Genomic DNA, 18971 nt, shown 5'->3' with positions numbered 1-18971 from the left:
GGGCGAAAGGGGGCCAATCTCCCGCTCACAACACCACCGGGTCAGAGCCAGCCGTTGTCCTGCGCGATGCGTACGGCCTCGGCGCGCGTGCGGGCCCCGGTCTTGCCGATGGCCGCGGACAGGTAGTTGCGCACCGTGCCCTCGGACAGGAACGCCTCCGCGGCCACCTGCGCGACGGTGCCCCCGTCGGCCGCGAGCGCCAGCACGTGCCGCTCGCGCTCGGTGAGCGGGCTCGCGCCGACGGTCAGGGACGCGACGGCGAGCTCCGGGTCGACGGCGCGCAGGCCGGCGTGCACGCGCCGCACGGCGTCGGCGAGCTGCTCGGCGGGGGTGTCCTTGACGACGAACCCGCTCGCGCCGGCGTCCAGCGCGCGACGCAGGTAGCCGGGGCGGCCGAACGTCGTCACGACCAGCGAGCGGCACGCCGGCAGCTCCCGGTGCAGCGCCGCGGCGGCGGCGATGCCGTCGAGGCCGGGCATCTCGACGTCGAGCAGGGCGACGTCGGCGGCCTGCGCGCGGGCGGCGTCGAGCACCTCGTCGCCGCGCCCCACCTGCGCGACGACCTCGAGGTCGGGCTCGAGGTCGAGGAGAGCGGCGAGCGCGCCGCGCACGAGCGCCTGGTCGTCGGCGAGCAGCAGTCGGATCACGGGTCGATCCTGGCACCCGCCGGCGCGACGTCCTCGCGCGCGGTCACGGCGAGGCGGAAGCCGCCGAGCGGGCTCGGACCCGTCTCGAGGACGGCGCCGGCGTGCCGGGCGCGCGCGGCGAGGCCGGTGAGCCCGTGCCCGCCGCCCTCCTTGGCCCGCGTCCCGGGGTGACCACGCCCGTCGTCCTCCACGACGAGGGTGCCGGCGGTGACGGTCACGACCACCCGGGTGGCGCCGGAGTGCCGCAGCACGTTGGTGGTGCCCTCGCGCAGCACCCACGCGAAGAGCTCGCGCCGCTCGGCGGGGACGGCGTCGACCGCGCCGGGGAGCTCGGCGGCGACCCCTGCGGCGTCGAGGGCCGAGCGGGCGGCGGCGAGCTCGCCCGCGAGGGTGACGCGGCGGGCGCCCGCGACGGTGCCGCGCACGTCGGCGAGCGCCCCGCGCGCGAGGTCCTGGATGTCGGCGACCTCGGCGGCGGCCCGCGCCGTCGGCGAGGACGCGGCGTCGTCGGACCCGGCCGCGGCGAGGAGCTTGGCCGCCAGCTCGGCCTTGACGGAGATGACGGTGAGCGAGTGGCCGAGGACGTCGTGCATGTCGCGGGCGATGCGCTCGCGCTCGCGGGCGACGGCGAGGTCCGCCACCTGCTGCTGCGCCTCGCGCAGCCGCCGGTTGCGGTCGATGACCTGCGTGAACCCGTACACCGCGGCGCTGGCCAGCACCGCGCCCACGACGTTGCCGTCCTCGGTCGTCCAGCCCGGCAGGACACGCGGGAGCACGACCATCACGACGATGCTCCCCGCGACCACCGCGAGCGCGGCCGGCCCGCGCAGGATGTAGATCGCCGTCACGCACACGAAGACCAGCCCCACCAGCCCGTGCTGCTGCGCGGCCAGGCAGGACAGGCCGACGCACACGGCCTGGGCGACCAGCAGGACGGACGCCGTGCGAGGGCTCAGCCCGGCCCTGACGGCCCCGCCGTCGGTCCTCGAGAGGAGCACCGTGCGACGGAAGCGGAGAAAGGTGGCGACGAAGACGGCCGCCACGCCCAGCACCCCGACGACGCCGACGACGCGGAGCAGCGGCGTGGGCGCGTCGAGGGACGCCTGCAGCGGCTCGAGCAGGAAGACGATCCAGATGACGGCCAGGAGCGGACCGAGCCGCGGGATCCCGCCGAACGGGCCGCGGAGGTCGGGGTCGACGGGCACCCCGCCGGAGGGCTCGCCCTGCGGGGCGGCGGGGGACGTCGAGGTCACGTCCCCCACCGTGCCACGGCCGGTCGGCGCCGGCGGGGAGCCGATGCTCACACCCGCGCCGTGTCCTTGCGGAACCGCCAGGCCGCGCCGACGAAGAAGATCGCGGCCCAGGCCACGACGTTGAGGACGGCGGCGACGCCCAGGTCGCCGCCGAGCGGCGCGTGCACGAGCTCGGCGAGGCCGTAGGTCGGGAAGAACTGCGCGACGTCCGCCCACCAGCCGTCGCCCAGCGGTACGAACAGGCCGCCGCCGAAGGACAGGAGCGCGAGCACCGGGCCGAGGATCTGCATGACGTTCTCGGCCGGCAGCAGGTACCCCATGAACAGGCCGAACGCCGCGAAGACGAGCGAGCCCACCCAGGCGAGCAGGGCGCACAGGATCCAGGCGCCCACGGGCATCTGCGCCCCGGCGACGCCGGCCACCACGAGGGTGATGAGGACGGACCCGGCCCCGAGCGCCATCGCGGCGGCGAGCTTGACCGCCACGTAGGCCGCGGGCCGCAGCGGAGTCAGGCGCAGCTGCCGGGTCCAGCCCTGCGCGCGCTCGACGGACACGCTCGCGCCGCCGCCGGTGGCGGTGACCATCGCCCCGTAGAGCGCCATCGAGACGGCGATCCACGCGGTGACGTTGCCGTTGCCGGCGCTCTGGCTTTGGTAGTCGCCCTGCAGCCCGAAGATGAGGAAGAAGACGGGCGGAATCACGACGGAGAAGATGAGGGTGCGCCGGTTGCGCAGCGCGCGGCGCAGCTCGACGACGAGGTAGGTGCGCACCGCGGTGGTGGTGCGGATGCGCGGCCGCGCGACGAGGGCCGTGGTGCCGGGTGCGGTGCCCGGTGTCGAGATGGTGGCGCTCATCGGGTGGCTCCGTCCGTGCTGGGTGCGCTGCTGGTGGCTGCGGTGGCGGTGAGGGCGACGAACGCGTCCTCGAGGTTCTCGGAGGCGACCTCCAGGTCGCGCGCGGCGGTCTGCGTGAGCAGGAACCGGGCGACGACGTCGGAGTCGGGCGTGCGCACGACGAGCCGCGCGCCGCGGTGGTCGATGGCGTCCACGGCGGGCATCCCCCGCAGCCGGGCGGCCACGGCGGCGCGGTCGCCGTCGTCGTCGATCCGCGCGCTCACGGTGCGGCCGGACGCGAGGCTCTTCACCTCGGCGGTGGAGCCGTCGGCGACGACCCGCCCCTGGCTGACCAGCACGACGCGGTCGGCGTACGTGTCGGCCTCCTCCAGGTAGTGGGTGGCGAACACGACGGTGCGTCCGGCGGCGGCGTCGGCGCGGATGGCGGCCCAGAACTCGCGGCGGCCCTCCACGTCCATGCCGGTGGTGGGCTCGTCAAGCAGGAGCAGGTCGGGCTCGCTGACCAGCGCCATCGCGAACCGGAGGCGCTGCTGCTGGCCGCCGGAGCACTTGCCCACCATGCGGTCGGCGAGGTCGGCGATGCCGGCGCGCTCCAGGTACGGCACGGGCGATCCGGTCTGGCCGAACAGCGCGGCGGTGAGGGCGACGGTCTCCCCCACCGTGATGTCGCGCAGCAGGCCGCCGGTCTGCATGACGGCGGCGACGCGACCGGCGGAGATCGCGGCGGCCGGGTCGGCGCCGAACACCTGCACGCTGCCGGAGGTGGGTGAGCTCAGCCCGAGCACCATGTCGATCGTGCTGGTCTTGCCGGCGCCGTTGGGGCCGAGGAAGGCCACCACCTCGCCGGGGGCGATCTCCAGGTCGATGCCGTCGACCGCGCGGACGGGGCCGGCGGGCGACGGGAACTCCTTGCGCAGCCCGCGCAGGCTCAGGGCCGGCGGTGCGGGCGATGTCGTGGTGCTCGTCGAGGTCATGCCTCGATCCTCGCCGCGCGGCGCCCTGACCTGCAGGGCCGCCTGTCACGACGTGGCCATGACATCTGTCATGCCGGATGTTGTGAGCGGGCGTCTGGTCCTGTTCGGCGCCGAACCAGGGCAAAACGCCCGCTCACAACATCAACCGAAGTTCACGCCCTGCGCCAGCGGCAGCTCGGTGGAGTAGTTCACGGTGTTGGTGACGCGCCGCATGTACTGCTTCCACGAGTCGGACCCGGACTCCCGCCCGCCGCCGGTGGACTTCTCGCCGCCGAACGCGCCGCCGATCTCCGCGCCGGAGGTGCCGATGTTGACGTTGACGATGCCGCAGTCGGAGCCGACCTCGGACAGGAAGGTCTCCGCCTCGCGCACGTCGAGCGTGAAGATCGCGCTGCTCAGCCCCTGCGGGACGTCGTTGTGCAGCGCGATGGCCTCCTCGAGCGTCTCGTAGGTGAGCACGTAGAGGATCGGCGCGAACGTCTCGCGCCGCACCACGTCCGCCTGCTCCGGCATCCGCACCAGCGCCGGCGAGACGTACGCCGCGCCGGGGGCACCGTCCACGTCCACGGCCTCGCCGCCGACGACGACCGTGCCGCCGTCCGCCCGCGCCTCCTCCAGCGCGGCGAGCATCCGATCGCGGGCGCCGGCGTCGGTGAGCGGCCCGACCAGCGTGCCGTCGGCGCGCGGGTCGCCGACCGGGAGCCCGGCGTAGACGGACTCGAGGCGGCCGACGAGGTCGTCGACCACGGACGAGTGCACGATGAGGCGGCGCAGCGAGGTGCAGCGCTGCCCGGCGGTGCCCGCCGCGGCGAACACGATGCCGCGCACCGCGAGGTCGAGGTCGGCCGACGGGGCGACGACGGCCGCGTTGTTGCCGCCCAGCTCCAGCAGGTACCGGCCGCCGCGCCCGGCGACGACGGGCGCCACCTGCTGGCCCATGCGCTCCGAGCCGGTGGCGGACAGGAGCGCGACGCGCCGGTCGGCGACCAGCGCCTCCCCCGCCTCGCGGGCGCCGAGCACCACCTGGCTCACGGCCTCCGGGAACCCGGCCTCGGCGAGGGCCCGCCGCAGGAGGGCGTTCGAGGCGAGCGCGCTGAGCGGCGTCTTCTCGCTCGGCTTCCACACCACGGTGTCGCCGCAGACCAGCGCGACCGCCGTGTTCCACGACCACACCGCGACGGGGAAGTTGAAGGCGCTCACGACGCCGACGACGCCGAGCGGGTGCCACTGCTCCATGAGGCGGTGACCGGGACGCTCGGAAGGCATCGTGCGCCCACCGAGGGACCGCGACAGACCGACGGCGTAGTCGCAGACGTCGATCATCTCCTGCACCTCGCCGAGCGCCTCGGAGGTGATCTTGCCCGCCTCGATCGTCACGAGCTCGGCCAGGTCGGCCTTGTGCTCGGTGAGCAGCTCGCCGAGGCGGCGCACGACGGCGCCGCGCACCGGGCCGGGCACCGAGCGCCAGGTGCGGAACGCCTCCGCGGCGGCGGTGACGGCCGCGTCGACCTCGGCGGCGCCCCCCTCCGGGAGGGTCAGCAACGCCTCGCCGGTCAGCGGGGAGACGACGGGCAGCCCGCCGTCCGAGGTCGCCGGGACGTCGGCCCCGATCCGGCCGAGCGCGGCGAGCGCGGCGTCGCGCAGCTCGGCGGTCAGCGTGCCGGTGGTCGGGGTTCCGTCGGTCTGGGTGGTCATGCCTGGGCTCCCTGTGGGGTGGAGGGGTTCTCGAGGTGGTGGGGGTCGACGCCGAGGCGAGACGCCGCGCGGTCGCGCGACGCCGCCACCTGCGCGGCGTACAGGTCGAAGGGGTCGAACAGCTCGCGCCCGACGGCGCCGGCCATCCAGTCGGCGTCCCGGTCCTCGCCGGCCTGGCCCGCGTCCTTGGAGCCCTCCTCCGTGAGGTTGGACTGGAAGATGCCGGCGGCCGAGCGGGGCAGGAAGTCCTCGTACACGATCGGCTCGCGGGTGACCGCGCCCGGCCCCGCGGCGGCGTCGGACAGCTCGTAGGTGAAGTACCCCAGCCCCTGGGCGATCAGCCCGGCCTCGGTGTCCGGGAACGTCTCGCGCCACACCTCGGGCGTCGCGCCCTGCACGATGGCGGCGTCGTAGCGCGCGCGACCGTGGGGCGTCAGCGCGATGCCGCGCGCCTCGACCTCGCCGAACCGCACCCGCAGCGAGTCCTGCACGACGCTGCCGTCCGGCGTGCGGAACGTGCGCGGCTCCGCGAGGGCCCGGAACGACGTCTGCCGCAGCAGCACGTCGGGACCCTCCCACAGCGGCGGGCCCTGGATGGCGTCGATCATCGTGATGCCGCGCGCCTCCATGCGGGCGTACAGGTCGTCGATGTCGAGCACGCGGGGCGTGAGGTGGTTGATGTGCGTGGACGCGACGCCGCCGATGTCGGCGGCCACCGCGGAGACGGCCTCCAGCTCGCGGTACCAGGCCTGGTCGACGGGCTCGCGGGACAGCTCGAACGCCTCCGTGGCCAACCGCAGGAACTGCGCGGCGTCGTCGGCGGCCAGGCCGCCGTCGGCCTCGGCGAGGTCCGCGAGCGCCAGTAGCTCGGGCCCGAACAGCGTGCGACGCCCGAGGAAGCGCTCGAGCCGCTGCTGCAGGTCCGCGCCGAAGAACCGCCGGTCGCCGGGCACCAGCATCGACGTGAAGACGCGGAACGGGTTGCGCGCCAGCTCCTCGCGGTCCACCGGCCGGAACGCCGTGGAGATCACGGGCACGGACGACGACGAGGCGTCGCGCAGGTCGTAGAAACCCACCGGGTGCATGCCCATCGCGCCGAAGATCCGCGCGACCTGCTGGATCTCCGCGGGCGTGCCCACCCGGATGGCGCCGTGCCGCTCGGCCGTGACGCGGTCGATGGACCCCAGCCGCTCGGCATCGGCGCCGCGGGCGGCCGCGACGTCGGCGTTGACGTCGTGGGACACCTCGAGCAGCGTCGTGTAGGCGGGCACCTCGCGGCCGTACATGTCCGACAGCGAGCGCGCGAACGCCGCCCGCAGCTGCCACGGTTCCTGGAAACCCTCGAGCGTCACGGTCAGAACCCTCCTCAGATGATGTTCGCCTCGGAGCGCGACCGCCGCGCTCCGAACCGTCCGGCGTCGAACGCGGACACGTCGACGCCCCGCGCCGCGGGCGTCCCCGCGCGCCCCAGGTACAGGTCGGTGACGGCCTCGCCCACGGCGGGCGCCTGCAGGAAGCCGTGGCCGGAGAACCCGCACGCGTACAGCACCCGGGCTCCCCCGCCCCCGGGCGCCTCGCCGATGAGGGCGTCGTGGTCGGGCGTCAGCTCGTACAGGCCGGCCCAGCCGCCGGTCAGCGGCGCGTCCGCGAGCGCCGGCGTGGACCGGGCGACCAGCTCCCGCAGCCACGGCTCCCACGCCGGGTCGTAGGAGGTGTCGAAGCCGACGGGCGTGCCGGGCTCCGAGGCGCCGAGCAGCAGGGTGCCGCGCGCGTCGGCGTTGTGCAGGTAGTAGGTGGTGCCGAAGTCGATGGTGAACGGGAGCGCCGGCGGCGCCGGCTCGAGCGGCGCGGTGAACGCGATCTGGCGGCGCACCGGCTCCACGGGCAGGTCGACGTCCACGAGGGCGCCCACCGCCCGCGACCAGGCACCCGCGCACACGACGACGGCGGACGCGACCACGGAGCCGCGCGGCGTGACGACGCGGGCGCGGCCCCCGGGCACGGGCTCGACGGCGGTCACCGGAGCGCCGGTGACCACGCTCGCGCCGTGCCGTCGCGCCCCGTCCGCGTAGCCGGCGACGACGGCCGCCGGGTGCGCCCACCCGTCGCGGGGCGCGTAGGCCGCGCCGGCGTACGCGGTCGCGGAGAGGTACGGGTTGAGGCGGCGGGCCTCGGCGACGGTGAGCAGGCGGCTGTCGACGCCGTGCTCGCGCTGCATCGCGACCGACCGGTCGAAGAGCGCGACGTCGTCGTCGGTGGGCAGCGCGAAGAGGTACCCGGTCTGCCGCAGCCCGATGTCACCGCCGGGCCGACGCCGGAAGTCCTCGAACAGCTCGAGGCTGCGCCGCCCGAGCTCCACGTTGGCGGGGTCGGAGAACTGGGCCCGCACCCCGCCCTTCGGCTTGCCGGAGCTGCCGCCGCCGAGCTCGCCGGACTCCAGCAGCACGACGTCGACTCCGGCCTCGGCCAGGTGGAACGCCACGGACGCCCCCATGACCCCGCCGCCGACCACGACGACGTCCGCCGACCCGGGCGGTCCGGGCGGCCCGTCCGCCCCCGGCATGCTGTGCGCCACCCGACCTCCCTCGCTCGGCGACCCGGTCTCATCGTGCCGACCGGGAGCGGTCAGCACCATCGAAGGTTCATGACACCGACCGTTCAGGCGCGCTATACGGTGTGCGGGCCCGAGAGGGCGCACGATGGAGACGGAGGTGACGACGTGGACACGTCGACCCACGACCTGCCCTGGCCCGCGCTGCGGGCCCTGCGGGCGCTGGCCGAGCACGGCACGATGACGGCCGCCGCGGCGGCCCTCGGGTACACGACGGGCGCCGTCTCCCAGCAGCTCGCCGTCCTCGCGCGGCACCTGGGCACGGAGGTGGTGCGCCCGCACGGCCGCGGGGTCGTCCTCACCGACGCGGGCGCCGTGCTGGCCGCGCGCGCCGAGGACCTGCTGGTGGCGCAGCGCGACGCCGCCGACGCCGCCCGCGCCGCGACCCGCGACACCGTGGGCACCGTCCGCGTGGGGGCGTTCGCCACCGTGGCCGCCAGCATGCTGCCCCGCCTGGTCGCGGGGCTCGCCGCCACGCACCCGCGGGTCACCCTCGAGGGGTTCGAGCTCACGGTGGACGACGTGGCCGCCGCGGTGCGGCGCGGCGACGTGGACCTCGGCCTCGGTCTGGACTACCCGGTCGCCCCGATCCCCCGCGTGCCCGGCACGACGCTGCGCCCGCTGCGCACCGAGCGGTTCGCCCTCGTCTCCGCGCCGACGTCGGACCTGCCGGACCGGCTCGCGCTCGCCGAGCTGGCGGACGTCCCGTGGATCCTGCCGCCGCGGGCCACGCACTACGGCGCCGCGGTGCGGCACGCATGCCGGGCCGCGGGGTTCGAGCCGCGCGCGGCGCACGAGGTGAACGACACCTCCACGACGCTCGCGCTCGTCGCGCAGGGCCTGGGCGTGGCGCTCGCGACGCCGATGATGCGCACCCTGCGCACCTGGGGCGACCTGCACACCAGCACGCTGCGCGACCTCGTCGAGCGCGAGGTGGTGCTGCTGGAGCCCGGCGGCGCGCCCCGCCGGCCCGCGGTCGACGCCCTCACGCGGGTGATCGAGGCGGTGGTGCACGGCAGCCTCACGGGCGACGACGCCGAGCCGCACGCCGGGTGGTGACGACGGCGCCGCCGACCGACCGGTGGCCGGGGCATCAGGGACGTTCGAGACAACGTGCGTGTATCGGGAGGTCGTGGCACGTTCGGTCCGCGCGTCGTCGCACGGACGGCGCGCGGAGACTGGAGGTGCCTATGCCCGCGTGGCTCGTCCTCATCATCATCGGTGTCGTCCTGGTGATCCTCGGCGTCGCGACGAACATCGGCCAGTTCCTCATCTGGATCGGCGTCATCGTGCTGGTCGTGAGCCTGGTTCTCGGTCTGCTGCGCAGGAACCGCACCTGACCGCACCACAGGGGGCAGACGACGGTGCCCGGGTCCGCAGCCGCGGACCCGGGCACCGTCGTGCGGGGCGGGTCAGAACGCCGCGAGGTGCTCCGCGAGGTAGGCGGTGACCTTGGCGAGCGCGACGCGCTCCTGCGCCATCGTGTCGCGGTGCCGGATGGTGACCGCGTCGTCGTCCAGGGTGTCGAAGTCGACCGTGACGCAGAACGGCGTGCCGATCTCGTCCTGGCGGCGGTAGCGGCGGCCGATGGCGCCGGCGTCGTCGAAGTCGACGTTCCAGTTCTGCCGGAGCTCGGCGGCGAGGTCGCGCGCCTTGGGCGACAGGGCCTCGTTGCGGGACAGCGGCAGGACGGCGGCCTTGACCGGCGCGAGGCGCGGGTCCAGGCGCAGCACGGTGCGCTTGTCGACGCCGCCCTTGGTGTTGGGCGCCTCGTCCTCGGCGTACGCCTCGACGAGGAACGCCATGAGCGAGCGCGTCAGGCCCGCGGCCGGCTCGATGACGTACGGCAGCCAGCGCTCGTTGGTGGACTGGTCGAAGAACGACAGGTCCTTGCCGGAGTGCTCCGAGTGCGTCTTGAGGTCGAAGTCGGTGCGGTTCGCGATGCCCTCGAGCTCGCCCCACTCGCCGCCCGTGAAGCCGAAGCGGTACTCGATGTCCACCGTGCGGGTGGAGTAGTGCGAGAGCTTTTCCGCCGGGTGCTCGTACAGGCGCAGGTTCTCCGGGTCGATGCCGAGGTCCGTGTACCAGGCCATGCGGGTGTCGATCCAGTACTGGTGCCACTCGGCGTCCGTGCCCGGCGCGACGAAGAACTCCATCTCCATCTGCTCGAACTCGCGGGTGCGGAAGATGAAGTTGCCCGGCGTGATTTCGTTGCGGAACGACTTGCCGATCTGCGCGATGCCGAACGGCGGCTTCTTGCGCGACGCCGCGGCCACGTTCGAGAAGTTCACGAAGATGCCCTGCGCCGTCTCCGGGCGCAGGTAGTGCACGCCGGACTCGTCCTCGACCGGGCCGAGGTACGTCTTGAGCATCATGTTGAAGTCGCGGGGCTCGGTCCACTGACCGCGGGTGCCGCAGTTCGGGCAGGCGATCTCGGCGAGGCCACCCTCGGGCGCGCGGCCCTTCTTCTCCTCGAACTCCTCGATCATGTGGTCCTCGCGGAACCGCTTGTGGCACGAGAGGCACTCGGTCAGCGGGTCGTTGAACGCGCCGAGGTGGCCCGACGCCTTCCAGACGGGGGTGGGCAGGATGACCGCGGAGTCGAGGCCCACGACGTCGTCGCGGCGCGTCATCGCGCGCCACCACTGCTGCTTGATGTTCTCCTTCAGCTCCACGCCGAGGGGCCCGTAGTCCCACGCGGAGCGCGTACCGCCGTAGATCTCGCCGGACTGGAACACGAAACCTCGCCGCTTGGCGAGGGAGACGACGGCGTCGAGCTTGGCGGACGGGGAGGCTGCTGCCACGGGTCACTCCTGGGTGTCGGGCCGCCACGTGGCTCGTGGGGCCGGTGCGGGGAACACCGCAGCCTCGGCACGTCGGGGCCCGACGTCGACCGGCTGCGGTGGCCCCCAGCCTACCGGGGCGCGCAGCACGGCAGGGGACCACGCCGCACGAGTTGACAACGGTTCTCAACTTCCTGAGAATCGTTCTCATGCTTCGCCGACGCGCGGCCCTCGCCGCCCTGCCCGCCCTCGCGCTGCCCGCCGTCCTGGCCGCGTGCGCCCCGACCGACGGCGGCGGGTCCGACGGCACGCTCGAGGTCCTCGCGTCCTACTACCCGCTGCAGTACGTGGCCGAGCAGGTGGGCGGCGACCTCGTGTCGGTCTCCAACCTCACGCCGCCCGCCGCCGAGCCGCACGACCTGGAGCTCTCGCCGGCGCAGGTGCGCGAGATCGGCACCGCGGACCTCGTCGTCTACTCCTCGGGCTTCCAGACCGCCGTCGACGAGGCCGTCGACACGCAGAGCCCGGAGCACGTCGTGGACACCAGCGACGTCGTGACGCTCGAGGCGCACCCGGGCACGCCGGAGGACGTCGTGGCGGCCGAGGACGAGGCCGACGGCGACGGGCACGACCACGGCGACGAGGCCGCCGTCGACCCGCACTTCTGGCTCGACCCGACGCGCCTGGTCGACGTGGGCCACGCCGTCGCGGCCCAGCTGGGCGACGTCGACCCGGAGCACGCCGCCGTGTACGCCGAGAACGCCGACACGCTGGCGAAGTCCCTCACGGACCTCGACGGCCAGTTCTCCGCGGGGCTGAAGGAGTGCGCCACGCGCACGCTCGTCACCTCGCACGCCGCGTTCGGCTACCTCGCCGAGCGCTACGACCTGGAGCAGATCGGCATCGTCGGCCTCGACCCGGAGGCCGAGCCGTCCCCCGCGCGCCTGCGCGAGGTCGGTGACATCGTCGAGGAGAACGACGTCGACACGATCTTCACCGAGACGCTGACCAGCCCCAAGGTCGCCGACACGCTCGCCAAGGACATCGGCGTCCAGACGGCCGTGCTCGACCCGCTGGAGGGCCTGTCCAAGGACGCGGCCGCGTCCGGGGCGGACTACGTCTCGGTCATGCAGGACAACCTGGCCGCGCTCACCGAAGGGCTCCAGTGCTCATGACGACGCCCGCCACCGACACCCCGCCCACGGCCGCCACGCCGCCCGACGGCGCCGCGCCCCCCGTCGAAGCCCGCGACGTGCACGTGCGCCTCGGCGCCAGCCCGGTGCTGCGCGGGGTGGACCTCACGGTCCGGCGCGGCGAGGTCGTCGCCCTGCTCGGCGCCAACGGCTCCGGCAAGTCCACCCTGGTCCGCACGCTGGTGGGCGTCCTGCCCGCCACCGCGGGCACCGTGCGGCTGTTCGGCCACGAGCTCGGCGACGACGTGCCCTGGTCGCGGGTGGGCTACGTGCCCCAGCGGGTCAGCGCCGCCGCGGGCGTCCCGTCCACGGCGGCGGAGGTGGTCGCCTCCGGCCTGCTGCACGGCCGCCGCCTGCGCCTGCCCCGCGGCTGGCGCGCCCAGGTCCGCGAGGCCCTCGACCTGGTCGGCCTCGCCGACCGCGCCCGGTACGCCACGCACCAGCTCTCCGGCGGGCAGCAGCAGCGCGTGCTCATCGCCCGCGCCCTGGTGCGCAGGCCCGAGCTGCTGGTGCTGGACGAGCCCGTCGCCGGCGTCGACCGCCCCAGCCAGGAGGCGTTCGCCGCGACGATGACGCGGCTCGTCGACGACGGCATGACCGTGCTGGTCGTGCTGCACGAGCTCGGCGAGCTCGCGCCGCTGGTGCAGCGCGCCGTCGTGCTGCGGCACGGGCGTGTGGTGCACGACGGCGCCCCGCCGACGCCCCGCGCGGGGCACGGCGGCGAGGCGCACGAGCACGTGCACCCGCACGCCCACCCGACCGCGCTGCCGCGCACCGACGAGGTGCGGCTGGCCGAGGGGCCCTTCGAGGCCCGACCCGAGAGCACCGAGGACGAGGTGGCACCGTGAGCGGCCTGTGGGAGATGGTCACCGACCCGTTCATGCAGCGTGCGCTCGTCGCGGCGCTGCTCGTGGGCCTCAGCGCGCCCGTCGTCGGCACCTACCTGGTGCAGCGCCGCCTCGCCCTGCTGGGCGACGGCATCGGGCACGTCGCCCTCACCGGCGTCGCGCTCGGCTGGCTGGTCGGCGCGGCCATGGGCCTCGTGCCCGACGACGTGCTCGCCGTGCCGGGCGCGGTGGTCGCCGCCGTCGCCGGCTCCGTGCTCATCGAGGTGGTGCGCCGCCGCGGCCGCACGTCCGGGGACCTGGCGCTCGCCATCCTCTTCTACGGCGGCATCGCCGGCGGCGTGCTGCTCATCGGCCTGGCGGGCGGCTCGTCCGGCAGCCTCATGGCGTACCTGTTCGGCTCGATCTCGTCGGTCACGCTGTCCGACGTGTGGGTCACGGTGGTGCTGTGCGGGCTGATCCTGCTGGTCGGCCTCGGGCTGCGGGCCGCGCTGTTCTCCGTGAGCCACGACGAGGAGTTCGCCATCTCCTCCGGCCTGCCCGTGTGGGCGCTGAACATGGCCGTGGCCGTACTCGCCGCGCTCACGGTGACCGTCGCGATGCGGGTGGTCGGGCTCCTACTGGTCTCCGCGCTCATGATCGTGCCGGTCGCGATCGGGCAGATCGTCACGCGGTCGTTCCGGCGCACCATGCTGGTCGCGTCGATCATCGGCGTGGCCGTCTGCGTCACCGGCCTGTCCGTCACCTACTGGTACAACGTGTCGCCCGGCGCCCTCATCGTGGTGCTCGCGATCGCCGTCTACGCCGTCGTCGCGCTGCTGCACCCCGTGCTGGCCCGCCGCCTCCCGCCCGTCGACCCGCACCCCGACATCCCCGACGACGTCACGGTCGTCCCGTCCGCGGCCTCGGCCGCCGGCCGGACGGCCACCCAGGAGGAGTGCACCCCGTGAACGCCACCACCTCCCGCCCCGCCGCGAGCACGGCGCCCCGGATGACGCGGCAGCGCGCCGCCGTCGCCGACGCGCTCGGCGAGACCGACGAGTTCCGCAGCGCGCAGCAGCTCCACGAGCTGCTGCACGCCCGAGGCGACGCCGTCGGCCTCGCCACCGTGTACCGCACGCTGCAGGCCATGGTCGACGGCGGCGACGTCGACGTGCTGCGCGCCGAGGACGGCGAGAGCCTGTACCGCCGCTGCGAGCGCCGCGAGCACCACCACCACCTGGTCTGCCGGGCGTGCGGACGGGCGGTCGAGATCGACGGACCCACCGTCGAGGCCTGGGCGGCGTCGGTCGGCGCCGCCCACGGGTTCGCGGACATCGACCACACCGTGGAGCTGTGGGGCACCTGCGCCGAGTGCCGCGCGGGACAGGACCCCGCGACCGCCGGGACCGGCCGGGAGAATTAGGGCAGGCATACCTCAGTCGGGCACAATGAGGCCGTGCACCTGACCACTCCTACGCTCACCACCCTGGCGCCAGACGACGCCGCCGCCACGGGCGTCTTCACGATCGCCGGGGTGCCGTTCTGGGTGGTGTACGTCGCGGCGTTCGCGATCGTCCTCGTGCGCGCGCAGGCCACGTACTGGGCCGGCCGCGGCGTGGCCCGCGGCACCTCCCGCGGCCGTTTCGCCGAGATGCTCGCCCGGCCGGGCGCGGTCGCGGTCGTGGACCGGGTGCACCGGTGGGGCCCGCCCGCGGTCACGCTCTCGTTCTTCACGGTGGGGGTGCAGACCCTGGTCAACCTCGCCGCGGGCTACCTGCGCATGCCGTTCGGCCGCTACCTCGTGGCGCTGCTCGCCGGCTGCGCCGTCTGGGCCGGCATCTGGACGACGGTCGGCACCGCCGCCGTGAACGGCGCGATCGCCGTCGGGCTGCACCACCCCGTGACCCTCGCCCTCATCGGGGCGGCCGCGGTGGCGCTCGTCGCCTGGGTCGCCAGCCGCGTGGCCCGCCGCGTGCGCGCTATGCCGGACGCCGTGCCGGACACCGTGCCCGGCACCCTGTCCGACGCCCTGTCCGACACCCTGCCCGACGCCGACCGGGAGGCCCGGTGAGCGCGCCCGCCGCCGTCGCGACCCCCGCGAGCCCGGCCGCCGCCCTCGTCGCGCGACGCACGCGCGGGCGCCTGCTCGTCGTCGCGCTCTCCCTGCTGGTGCTGCTCGCCATCGTCGCGGCGAGCCTGGCGCTCGGCGTCCGCGACATCGACCTCGCCACCGTGTGGCAGGCGCTCACCCACCCGGTCGCGGGCAACGTCGACCATGACGTCGTGCGCGACCAGCGCGTGCCCCGCACCCTCATCGGCCTCGCGGCAGGCGCCGCGCTGGGCGTGGCCGGCACGCTCATCCAGGGCGTCACGCGCAACCCGATCGCCGACCCGGGCCTGCTGGGCCTCAACGCGGGCGCCTCGCTCGCCGTCGTCGTCGCGGTCTCGCTGCTCGGCGTGACGGCGCCGCTCGGCTTCGTGTGGTTCGCGTTCGCCGGCGCCGCGCTCGCCGCGCTCCTGGTCTTCTCGATCGGCGCCGGGCAGCCCGTGAAGCTGGCGCTGGTCGGCGCCACCGTGACGGCGCTCATCACGCCGATGATCACCCTGGTCCTGCTGCGCGACCCCGCCGCGTTCAACACCTACCGGTTCTGGGCGGTCGGCTCGCTCACCGGGCGCGGCATGGAGACCCTCGACAAGCTCTGGCCGTTCGTCGCGATCGGCGTCGTCCTCGCGGGCGCGCTCGCGCACCGCCTCACCATGCTGGTGCTGGGCGACGACGTCGCCCGGGCGCTCGGGCAGCGCGTCGGCCTCACGCGCGGCCTCACCGCCGCCGCGGTCGTGCTGCTCGCCGGCAGCGCGACCGCGCTCGCCGGACCCATCGCGCTGGTCGGCCTCGCCGTGGCGCACGCCGCGCGCCGCCTCGTGGGCACCGACTACCGCTGGATCGTGCCGCTCACCGCGCTTCTCGGCGCCGTGATGCTGCTGGGCGCCGACGTCATCGGACGGCTTGTGCTGCCCCACTCCGAGCTCGAGGCCGGCGTGGTCGCCGCCGCGCTCGGCGCCCCCGTGCTCATCGCCGTCGCGCGCGGCAAGTCCGTGGCGGGGGTCTGACGTGGCCGGCACCGTCCTGGACCCCTCGCCCACCCCGGTCGTCGCGCTGCGCGCCCGCCGCCGGCGCCGCCTCGTGGTCGTGCTCGCCACCCTGGCGGCGCTGCTCGTCGCCGTCGCCACGCTGGCGCTCACGCTCGGCGAGGCGTCCCTGTCCCCCGGTCGCGCCCTCGCGGCGCTGTTCGGCGCCGGCACCGACGCGGACGTGTTCGTCGTGCACCGGCTGCGGCTGCCCCGCCTCGAGACCGCGGTCCTCGCGGGCGCGGCGTTCGGCCTCGCGGGCGCGCTCTTCCAGACCACCCTGCGCAACCCGCTGGCCAGCCCCGACATCCTCGGCATCGCCAGCGGGGCGAGCCTCGGCGCCGTGTGGGCGCTGCTCGTCGCGGGGCTCACGGGCCTGGCGGTCTCCGGGGCCGCCTTCGCGGGGGCACTGCTCGTCGCGCTGGCGATCTGGCTGTTCGCGTGGCGCCGGGGGCTGCACTCCATCCGCTTCGTGCTGGTGGGCGTCGGGTTCGCCTACCTGTGCTCCTCCCTGCTCGCGTGGCTGCTGGCGAGCGCCGACGTCCGCGAGGCGCAGTCCGCGCTGCTGTGGACCGTGGGCAGCGTCGCCGACGTCCGCGGCGCCGAGCTGCTCACCCTCGCGGTGGCCGTCGTGGTGCTCGGCGCGGGGGTGGCGCTCGCGTCGCGCTGGCAGGCGCCGCTCGCCCTCGGCGACGACCACGCCCGCGCCCTCGGCGTCCGGGTCGACACCGCCCGGGTCCTCACGCTGCTGCTGGCCGTGGGCCTCGTCGCCACCGCCACGTCCTTCGTCGGGCCGCTCGCGTTCGTCGCGCTCGTCGCCCCCGCCATCGCGCGCCGGCTGGTGGACGACGGCGGCGCCGCGCTCACGGCGTCCGTCCTCACCGGCGCTCTGCTCGTGCTCGCGGCGGACGTTGTGGGCCAGCACCTGCTCTTCGGCATCCAGGCGCCCACCGGCATCGTCACCGGCCTCATCGGCGCCCCGTACCTGCTGTGGCTGCTGGCCACCGACGGAAGGAAGTCCCTCGCATGACCGACGTCACCCTGCGCGCGCACGGCGTCAGCCTGGGCTACGACGGGCGGCGCGTGATCGAGGGGCTCGACCTCGAGCTCCCCGCCGGCAGCGTCACGGCGATCGTCGGGCCCAACGCCTGCGGCAAGTCGACGCTGCTGCGCGGCCTGGCGCGCCTGCACCCGCTCGACGCCGGGCACGTCACGCTCGGCGACGAGGACGTGGCCGCGCTGTCCCGCAAGGAGCTCGCGCGGCGGGTGGGTGTGCTCCCCCAGGCCTCGATCGCCCCCGACGGCGTGCGGGTGGCAGAGCTGGTGGCGCGCGGCCGCTACCCGCACCAGGGCTGGTTCGGGCGGCACAGCTCGACGGACGACGCGGCGGTGCTCCGCGCGCTGGACGCCACCGGCGTCGCCGACCTCGCCGACCGCCCCGTGGCGGAGCTCTCCGGCGGGCAGCGCCAGCGCGTGTGGATCGCGATGGTGCTGGCGCAGGAGACCGACATCGTGCTGCTCGACGAGCCCACCACGTACCTCGACGTCGCCCACCAGGTGGACCTGCTCGACCTGCTGTCCGAGCTGAACCGCACCCGCGGCACCACCGTCGTCATGGTGCTGCACGAGCTGAACCTCGCCGCCCGGTACGCCGACCACCTCGTGGTGATGAGCGCCGGGCAGGTCGTCGCGGAGGGCCGGCCCGGGGACGTCCTCACCGAGGAGTCGGTCCTCGCCGCGTTCGGGCTGCGCTCCCGCGTGGTGCCCGACCCGGTGTCGGGCACGCCACTCGTCGTACCCCTCGGCCGCACGCACAGCGGAGCGAGTATGTAGGTTAGGCTTTCCTCACCTACCGTCCCTCTCGCGCCGCACCGGCGCGAGCACACCGAGGAGAACCCGTGCGTCTTCGCCGTCCTCTCGTCGCCACCGCCGCGCTCGCGGCGACCGTCGCCCTGACCCTCGCCGGCTGCGCCTCCGGCGACTCCCCCGAGGGCGACGGCTCCGCCGCCCCGAGCGGGTCGGCGTCCGGCGCCACCGACGAGTTCCCGATCACCGTCGAGCACGCCTTCGGCAAGACCGTGATCGACGAGGCGCCCGAGCGCGTCGCCACCTGGGGCTGGGGCTCCACCGAGGCCGCGATCTCCGTCGGCGTGTACCCCGTGGCCGTGGCCGAGCAGGTCTGGACCGTCGGTGAGGACGCGCTGCTCCCCTGGGTCGAGGACGCCTACGACGAGGCCGGCGTCGCCAAGCCCACCATCCTCGACGACCCCGAGGCCGGCGCCTCCGTGCCCTACGAGGAGTTCGTCGAGGCGAAGCCCGACCTCATCGTGGCGCCGTACTCCGGCCTCACCAAGGAGCAGTACGACGTCCTGTCGGACATCGCCCCCGTCGTGGCCTTCCCGGACACGGCCTGGACCACGCCGTGGGACGACACGATCCGCATCACCGCGCAGTCGCTGGGCCGCTCCGCCGCCGGCGACAAGGTGCTCGCCGACATCGACGACTTCGTCGCCGACAAGGCCGCCGAGCACCCCGAGTTCGCCGGCAAGACCTTCGCGGCCGTCGTCGACTCGCCCACCGAGGGCAAGGTGTACGTGTACCCGCAGGCCGACCCGCGCGCCGGCTTCCTCGAGGGCCTCGGTGTGAAGGTCGCCCCGTCGGTGGCCGAGCTCGACACGTCGAACGGCGGGTTCTTCTACGCCCTGTCGTACGAGGAGCTCGACAAGCTGACGTCCGACTTCGTCGTCGACTACGCCTACACGCCCGAGGACGCGAAGGCGTTCCTCACCAAGAAGGAGCTGCAGGCGATCCCGGCCGTCAAGGCGGGCAAGGTCGCGCAGATCGTCGGCACCGCGCCCGTGTCGTCGGTCTCTCCGCCCACCGCGCTGTCCGTGTACTGGGAGGAGGGCTTCCCTGCCCTCGTCGACTCCATGGCGAAGGTGCTCGGCGACTGACGCCGCCGCCCGGACGTACCGAGACCCCCGTCCGCTCCTCGGAGCGGACGG

Annotated in this window: 19 protein-coding genes; 11 read left to right on the top strand and 8 right to left on the bottom strand. The window is 74.9% G+C overall.

The features are described 5' to 3' along the window. Positions 1–41 precede the first annotated feature (41 nt). The 7 genes from ACFWDO_RS18285 to ACFWDO_RS18255 all read right to left on the bottom strand — a co-directional run bounded on the left by ACFWDO_RS18285 (position 42) and on the right by ACFWDO_RS18255 (position 7998). Positions 42–647 carry a DNA-binding response regulator gene (locus ACFWDO_RS18285; protein WP_380325256.1) on the bottom strand — a complete coding sequence of 202 codons (606 nt, stop codon included), beginning with the start codon at positions 645–647 and terminating at the stop codon, positions 42–44. After that, positions 644–1900: a sensor histidine kinase gene (locus ACFWDO_RS18280; protein WP_380325253.1), complete on the bottom strand. Its 1257-nt coding sequence runs from the start codon at positions 1898–1900 to the stop codon at positions 644–646. The genes ACFWDO_RS18285 and ACFWDO_RS18280 overlap by 4 nt, the downstream gene beginning before the upstream one ends. 47 nt (positions 1901–1947) lie before the next feature. Next, entirely contained in the window at positions 1948–2754 is an 807-nt protein-coding gene (locus ACFWDO_RS18275) for an ABC transporter permease (protein WP_380325250.1), read from the bottom strand. After that, entirely contained in the window at positions 2751–3728 is a 978-nt protein-coding gene (locus ACFWDO_RS18270; protein ID WP_380325247.1) for an ABC transporter ATP-binding protein, read from the bottom strand. Before ACFWDO_RS18270 ends, ACFWDO_RS18275 begins: the two co-directional genes overlap by 4 nt. Positions 3729–3869: 141 nt before the next feature. Beyond that, complete coding sequence (locus tag ACFWDO_RS18265) at positions 3870–5423, bottom strand: aldehyde dehydrogenase family protein (RefSeq protein ID WP_380325244.1); 1554 nt, start codon at positions 5421–5423, stop codon at positions 3870–3872. Next, positions 5420–6775, bottom strand: a complete 1356-nt coding sequence (locus tag ACFWDO_RS18260) for a 2-oxoadipate dioxygenase/decarboxylase family protein (RefSeq protein ID WP_380325241.1) — start codon at positions 6773–6775, stop codon at positions 5420–5422. Before ACFWDO_RS18260 ends, ACFWDO_RS18265 begins: the two co-directional genes overlap by 4 nt. 14 nt (positions 6776–6789) lie before the next feature. Then, entirely contained in the window at positions 6790–7998 is a 1209-nt protein-coding gene (locus ACFWDO_RS18255) for an NAD(P)/FAD-dependent oxidoreductase (protein WP_380325238.1), read from the bottom strand. A 144-nt stretch (positions 7999–8142) separates the two neighbouring features. On the opposite strand from ACFWDO_RS18255, the gene ACFWDO_RS18250 reads away from it, so the two are divergent. Beyond that, positions 8143–9093, top strand: a complete 951-nt coding sequence (locus tag ACFWDO_RS18250; protein ID WP_380325235.1) for a LysR family transcriptional regulator — start codon at positions 8143–8145, stop codon at positions 9091–9093. Positions 9094–9224: 131 nt separating this feature from the next. Beyond that, the gene (locus ACFWDO_RS18245) at positions 9225–9374 is read left to right on the top strand and encodes a hypothetical protein (RefSeq protein ID WP_380325232.1); all 150 of its coding nucleotides are present in this window, start codon (positions 9225–9227) and stop codon (positions 9372–9374) included. 72 nt (positions 9375–9446) lie between these two features. Here ACFWDO_RS18245 and ACFWDO_RS18240 read toward each other — a convergent pair whose 3' ends face one another. Beyond that, positions 9447–10838, bottom strand: a complete 1392-nt coding sequence (locus ACFWDO_RS18240) for a glycine--tRNA ligase (RefSeq protein WP_380325172.1) — start codon at positions 10836–10838, stop codon at positions 9447–9449. Positions 10839–11026: 188 nt separating this feature from the next. On the opposite strand from ACFWDO_RS18240, the gene ACFWDO_RS18235 reads away from it, so the two are divergent. The 9 genes from ACFWDO_RS18235 to ACFWDO_RS18195 all read left to right on the top strand — a co-directional run bounded on the left by ACFWDO_RS18235 (position 11027) and on the right by ACFWDO_RS18195 (position 18920). Continuing rightward, positions 11027–11992: a metal ABC transporter solute-binding protein, Zn/Mn family gene (locus ACFWDO_RS18235; RefSeq protein ID WP_380325175.1), complete on the top strand. Its 966-nt coding sequence runs from the start codon at positions 11027–11029 to the stop codon at positions 11990–11992. Beyond that, positions 11989–12858: a metal ABC transporter ATP-binding protein gene (locus ACFWDO_RS18230; protein ID WP_380325178.1), complete on the top strand. Its 870-nt coding sequence runs from the start codon at positions 11989–11991 to the stop codon at positions 12856–12858. The genes ACFWDO_RS18235 and ACFWDO_RS18230 overlap by 4 nt, the downstream gene beginning before the upstream one ends. Positions 12859–12872: 14 nt before the next feature. After that, the gene (locus tag ACFWDO_RS18225; protein WP_380325196.1) at positions 12873–13805 is read left to right on the top strand and encodes a metal ABC transporter permease; all 933 of its coding nucleotides are present in this window, start codon (positions 12873–12875) and stop codon (positions 13803–13805) included. A gap of 41 nt (positions 13806–13846) precedes the next feature. After that, complete coding sequence (locus ACFWDO_RS18220) at positions 13847–14260, top strand: Fur family transcriptional regulator (protein ID WP_380325199.1); 414 nt, start codon at positions 13847–13849, stop codon at positions 14258–14260. Positions 14261–14293: 33 nt separating this feature from the next. Beyond that, on the top strand, positions 14294–14908 hold the full coding sequence (locus ACFWDO_RS18215; RefSeq protein WP_380325181.1) for a DedA family protein: 615 nt from the start codon (positions 14294–14296) through the stop codon (positions 14906–14908). Beyond that, positions 14905–15948, top strand: a complete 1044-nt coding sequence (locus ACFWDO_RS18210) for a FecCD family ABC transporter permease (RefSeq protein ID WP_380325184.1) — start codon at positions 14905–14907, stop codon at positions 15946–15948. Before ACFWDO_RS18215 ends, ACFWDO_RS18210 begins: the two co-directional genes overlap by 4 nt. A gap of 1 nt (position 15949) precedes the next feature. Next, positions 15950–16996 (top strand): FecCD family ABC transporter permease, encoded by a 1047-nt coding sequence (locus tag ACFWDO_RS18205; RefSeq protein WP_380325187.1) that lies wholly within the window; start codon positions 15950–15952, stop codon positions 16994–16996. Further along, positions 16993–17799 carry an ABC transporter ATP-binding protein gene (locus ACFWDO_RS18200; RefSeq protein WP_380325190.1) on the top strand — a complete coding sequence of 269 codons (807 nt, stop codon included), beginning with the start codon at positions 16993–16995 and terminating at the stop codon, positions 17797–17799. Before ACFWDO_RS18205 ends, ACFWDO_RS18200 begins: the two co-directional genes overlap by 4 nt. 65 nt (positions 17800–17864) lie before the next feature. Next, positions 17865–18920 (top strand): iron-siderophore ABC transporter substrate-binding protein, encoded by a 1056-nt coding sequence (locus ACFWDO_RS18195; RefSeq protein WP_380325193.1) that lies wholly within the window; start codon positions 17865–17867, stop codon positions 18918–18920. The last annotated feature ends 51 nt before the right edge of the window (positions 18921–18971 follow it).

It is taken from the genome of Isoptericola sp. NPDC060185 (assembly GCF_042728595.1).
Classification (GTDB): Bacteria; Actinomycetota; Actinomycetes; order Actinomycetales; family Cellulomonadaceae; genus Isoptericola.
Note: the sequence above shows the minus strand (reverse complement) of the source record. Positions and strands in the feature narration are given on the sequence as shown.

Bases quoted from the DNA above. Each gene is read 5' to 3' on its own strand.
- ACFWDO_RS18265 (WP_380325244.1), bottom strand. From the start codon at position 5,423: ATGACCACCCAGACCGACGGAACCCCGACCACCGGCACGCTGACCGCC.
- ACFWDO_RS18235 (WP_380325175.1), top strand. From the start codon at position 11,027: ATGCTTCGCCGACGCGCGGCCCTCGCCGCCCTGCCCGCCCTCGCGCTG.
- ACFWDO_RS18245 (WP_380325232.1), top strand. From the start codon at position 9,225: ATGCCCGCGTGGCTCGTCCTCATCATCATCGGTGTCGTCCTGGTGATC.
- ACFWDO_RS18200 (WP_380325190.1), top strand. From the start codon at position 16,993: ATGACCGACGTCACCCTGCGCGCGCACGGCGTCAGCCTGGGCTACGAC.
- ACFWDO_RS18230 (WP_380325178.1), top strand. From the start codon at position 11,989: ATGACGACGCCCGCCACCGACACCCCGCCCACGGCCGCCACGCCGCCC.
- ACFWDO_RS18220 (WP_380325199.1), top strand. From the start codon at position 13,847: ATGACGCGGCAGCGCGCCGCCGTCGCCGACGCGCTCGGCGAGACCGAC.
- ACFWDO_RS18275 (WP_380325250.1), bottom strand. From the start codon at position 2,754: ATGAGCGCCACCATCTCGACACCGGGCACCGCACCCGGCACCACGGCC.
- ACFWDO_RS18225 (WP_380325196.1), top strand. From the start codon at position 12,873: ATGGTCACCGACCCGTTCATGCAGCGTGCGCTCGTCGCGGCGCTGCTC.
- ACFWDO_RS18270 (WP_380325247.1), bottom strand. From the start codon at position 3,728: ATGACCTCGACGAGCACCACGACATCGCCCGCACCGCCGGCCCTGAGC.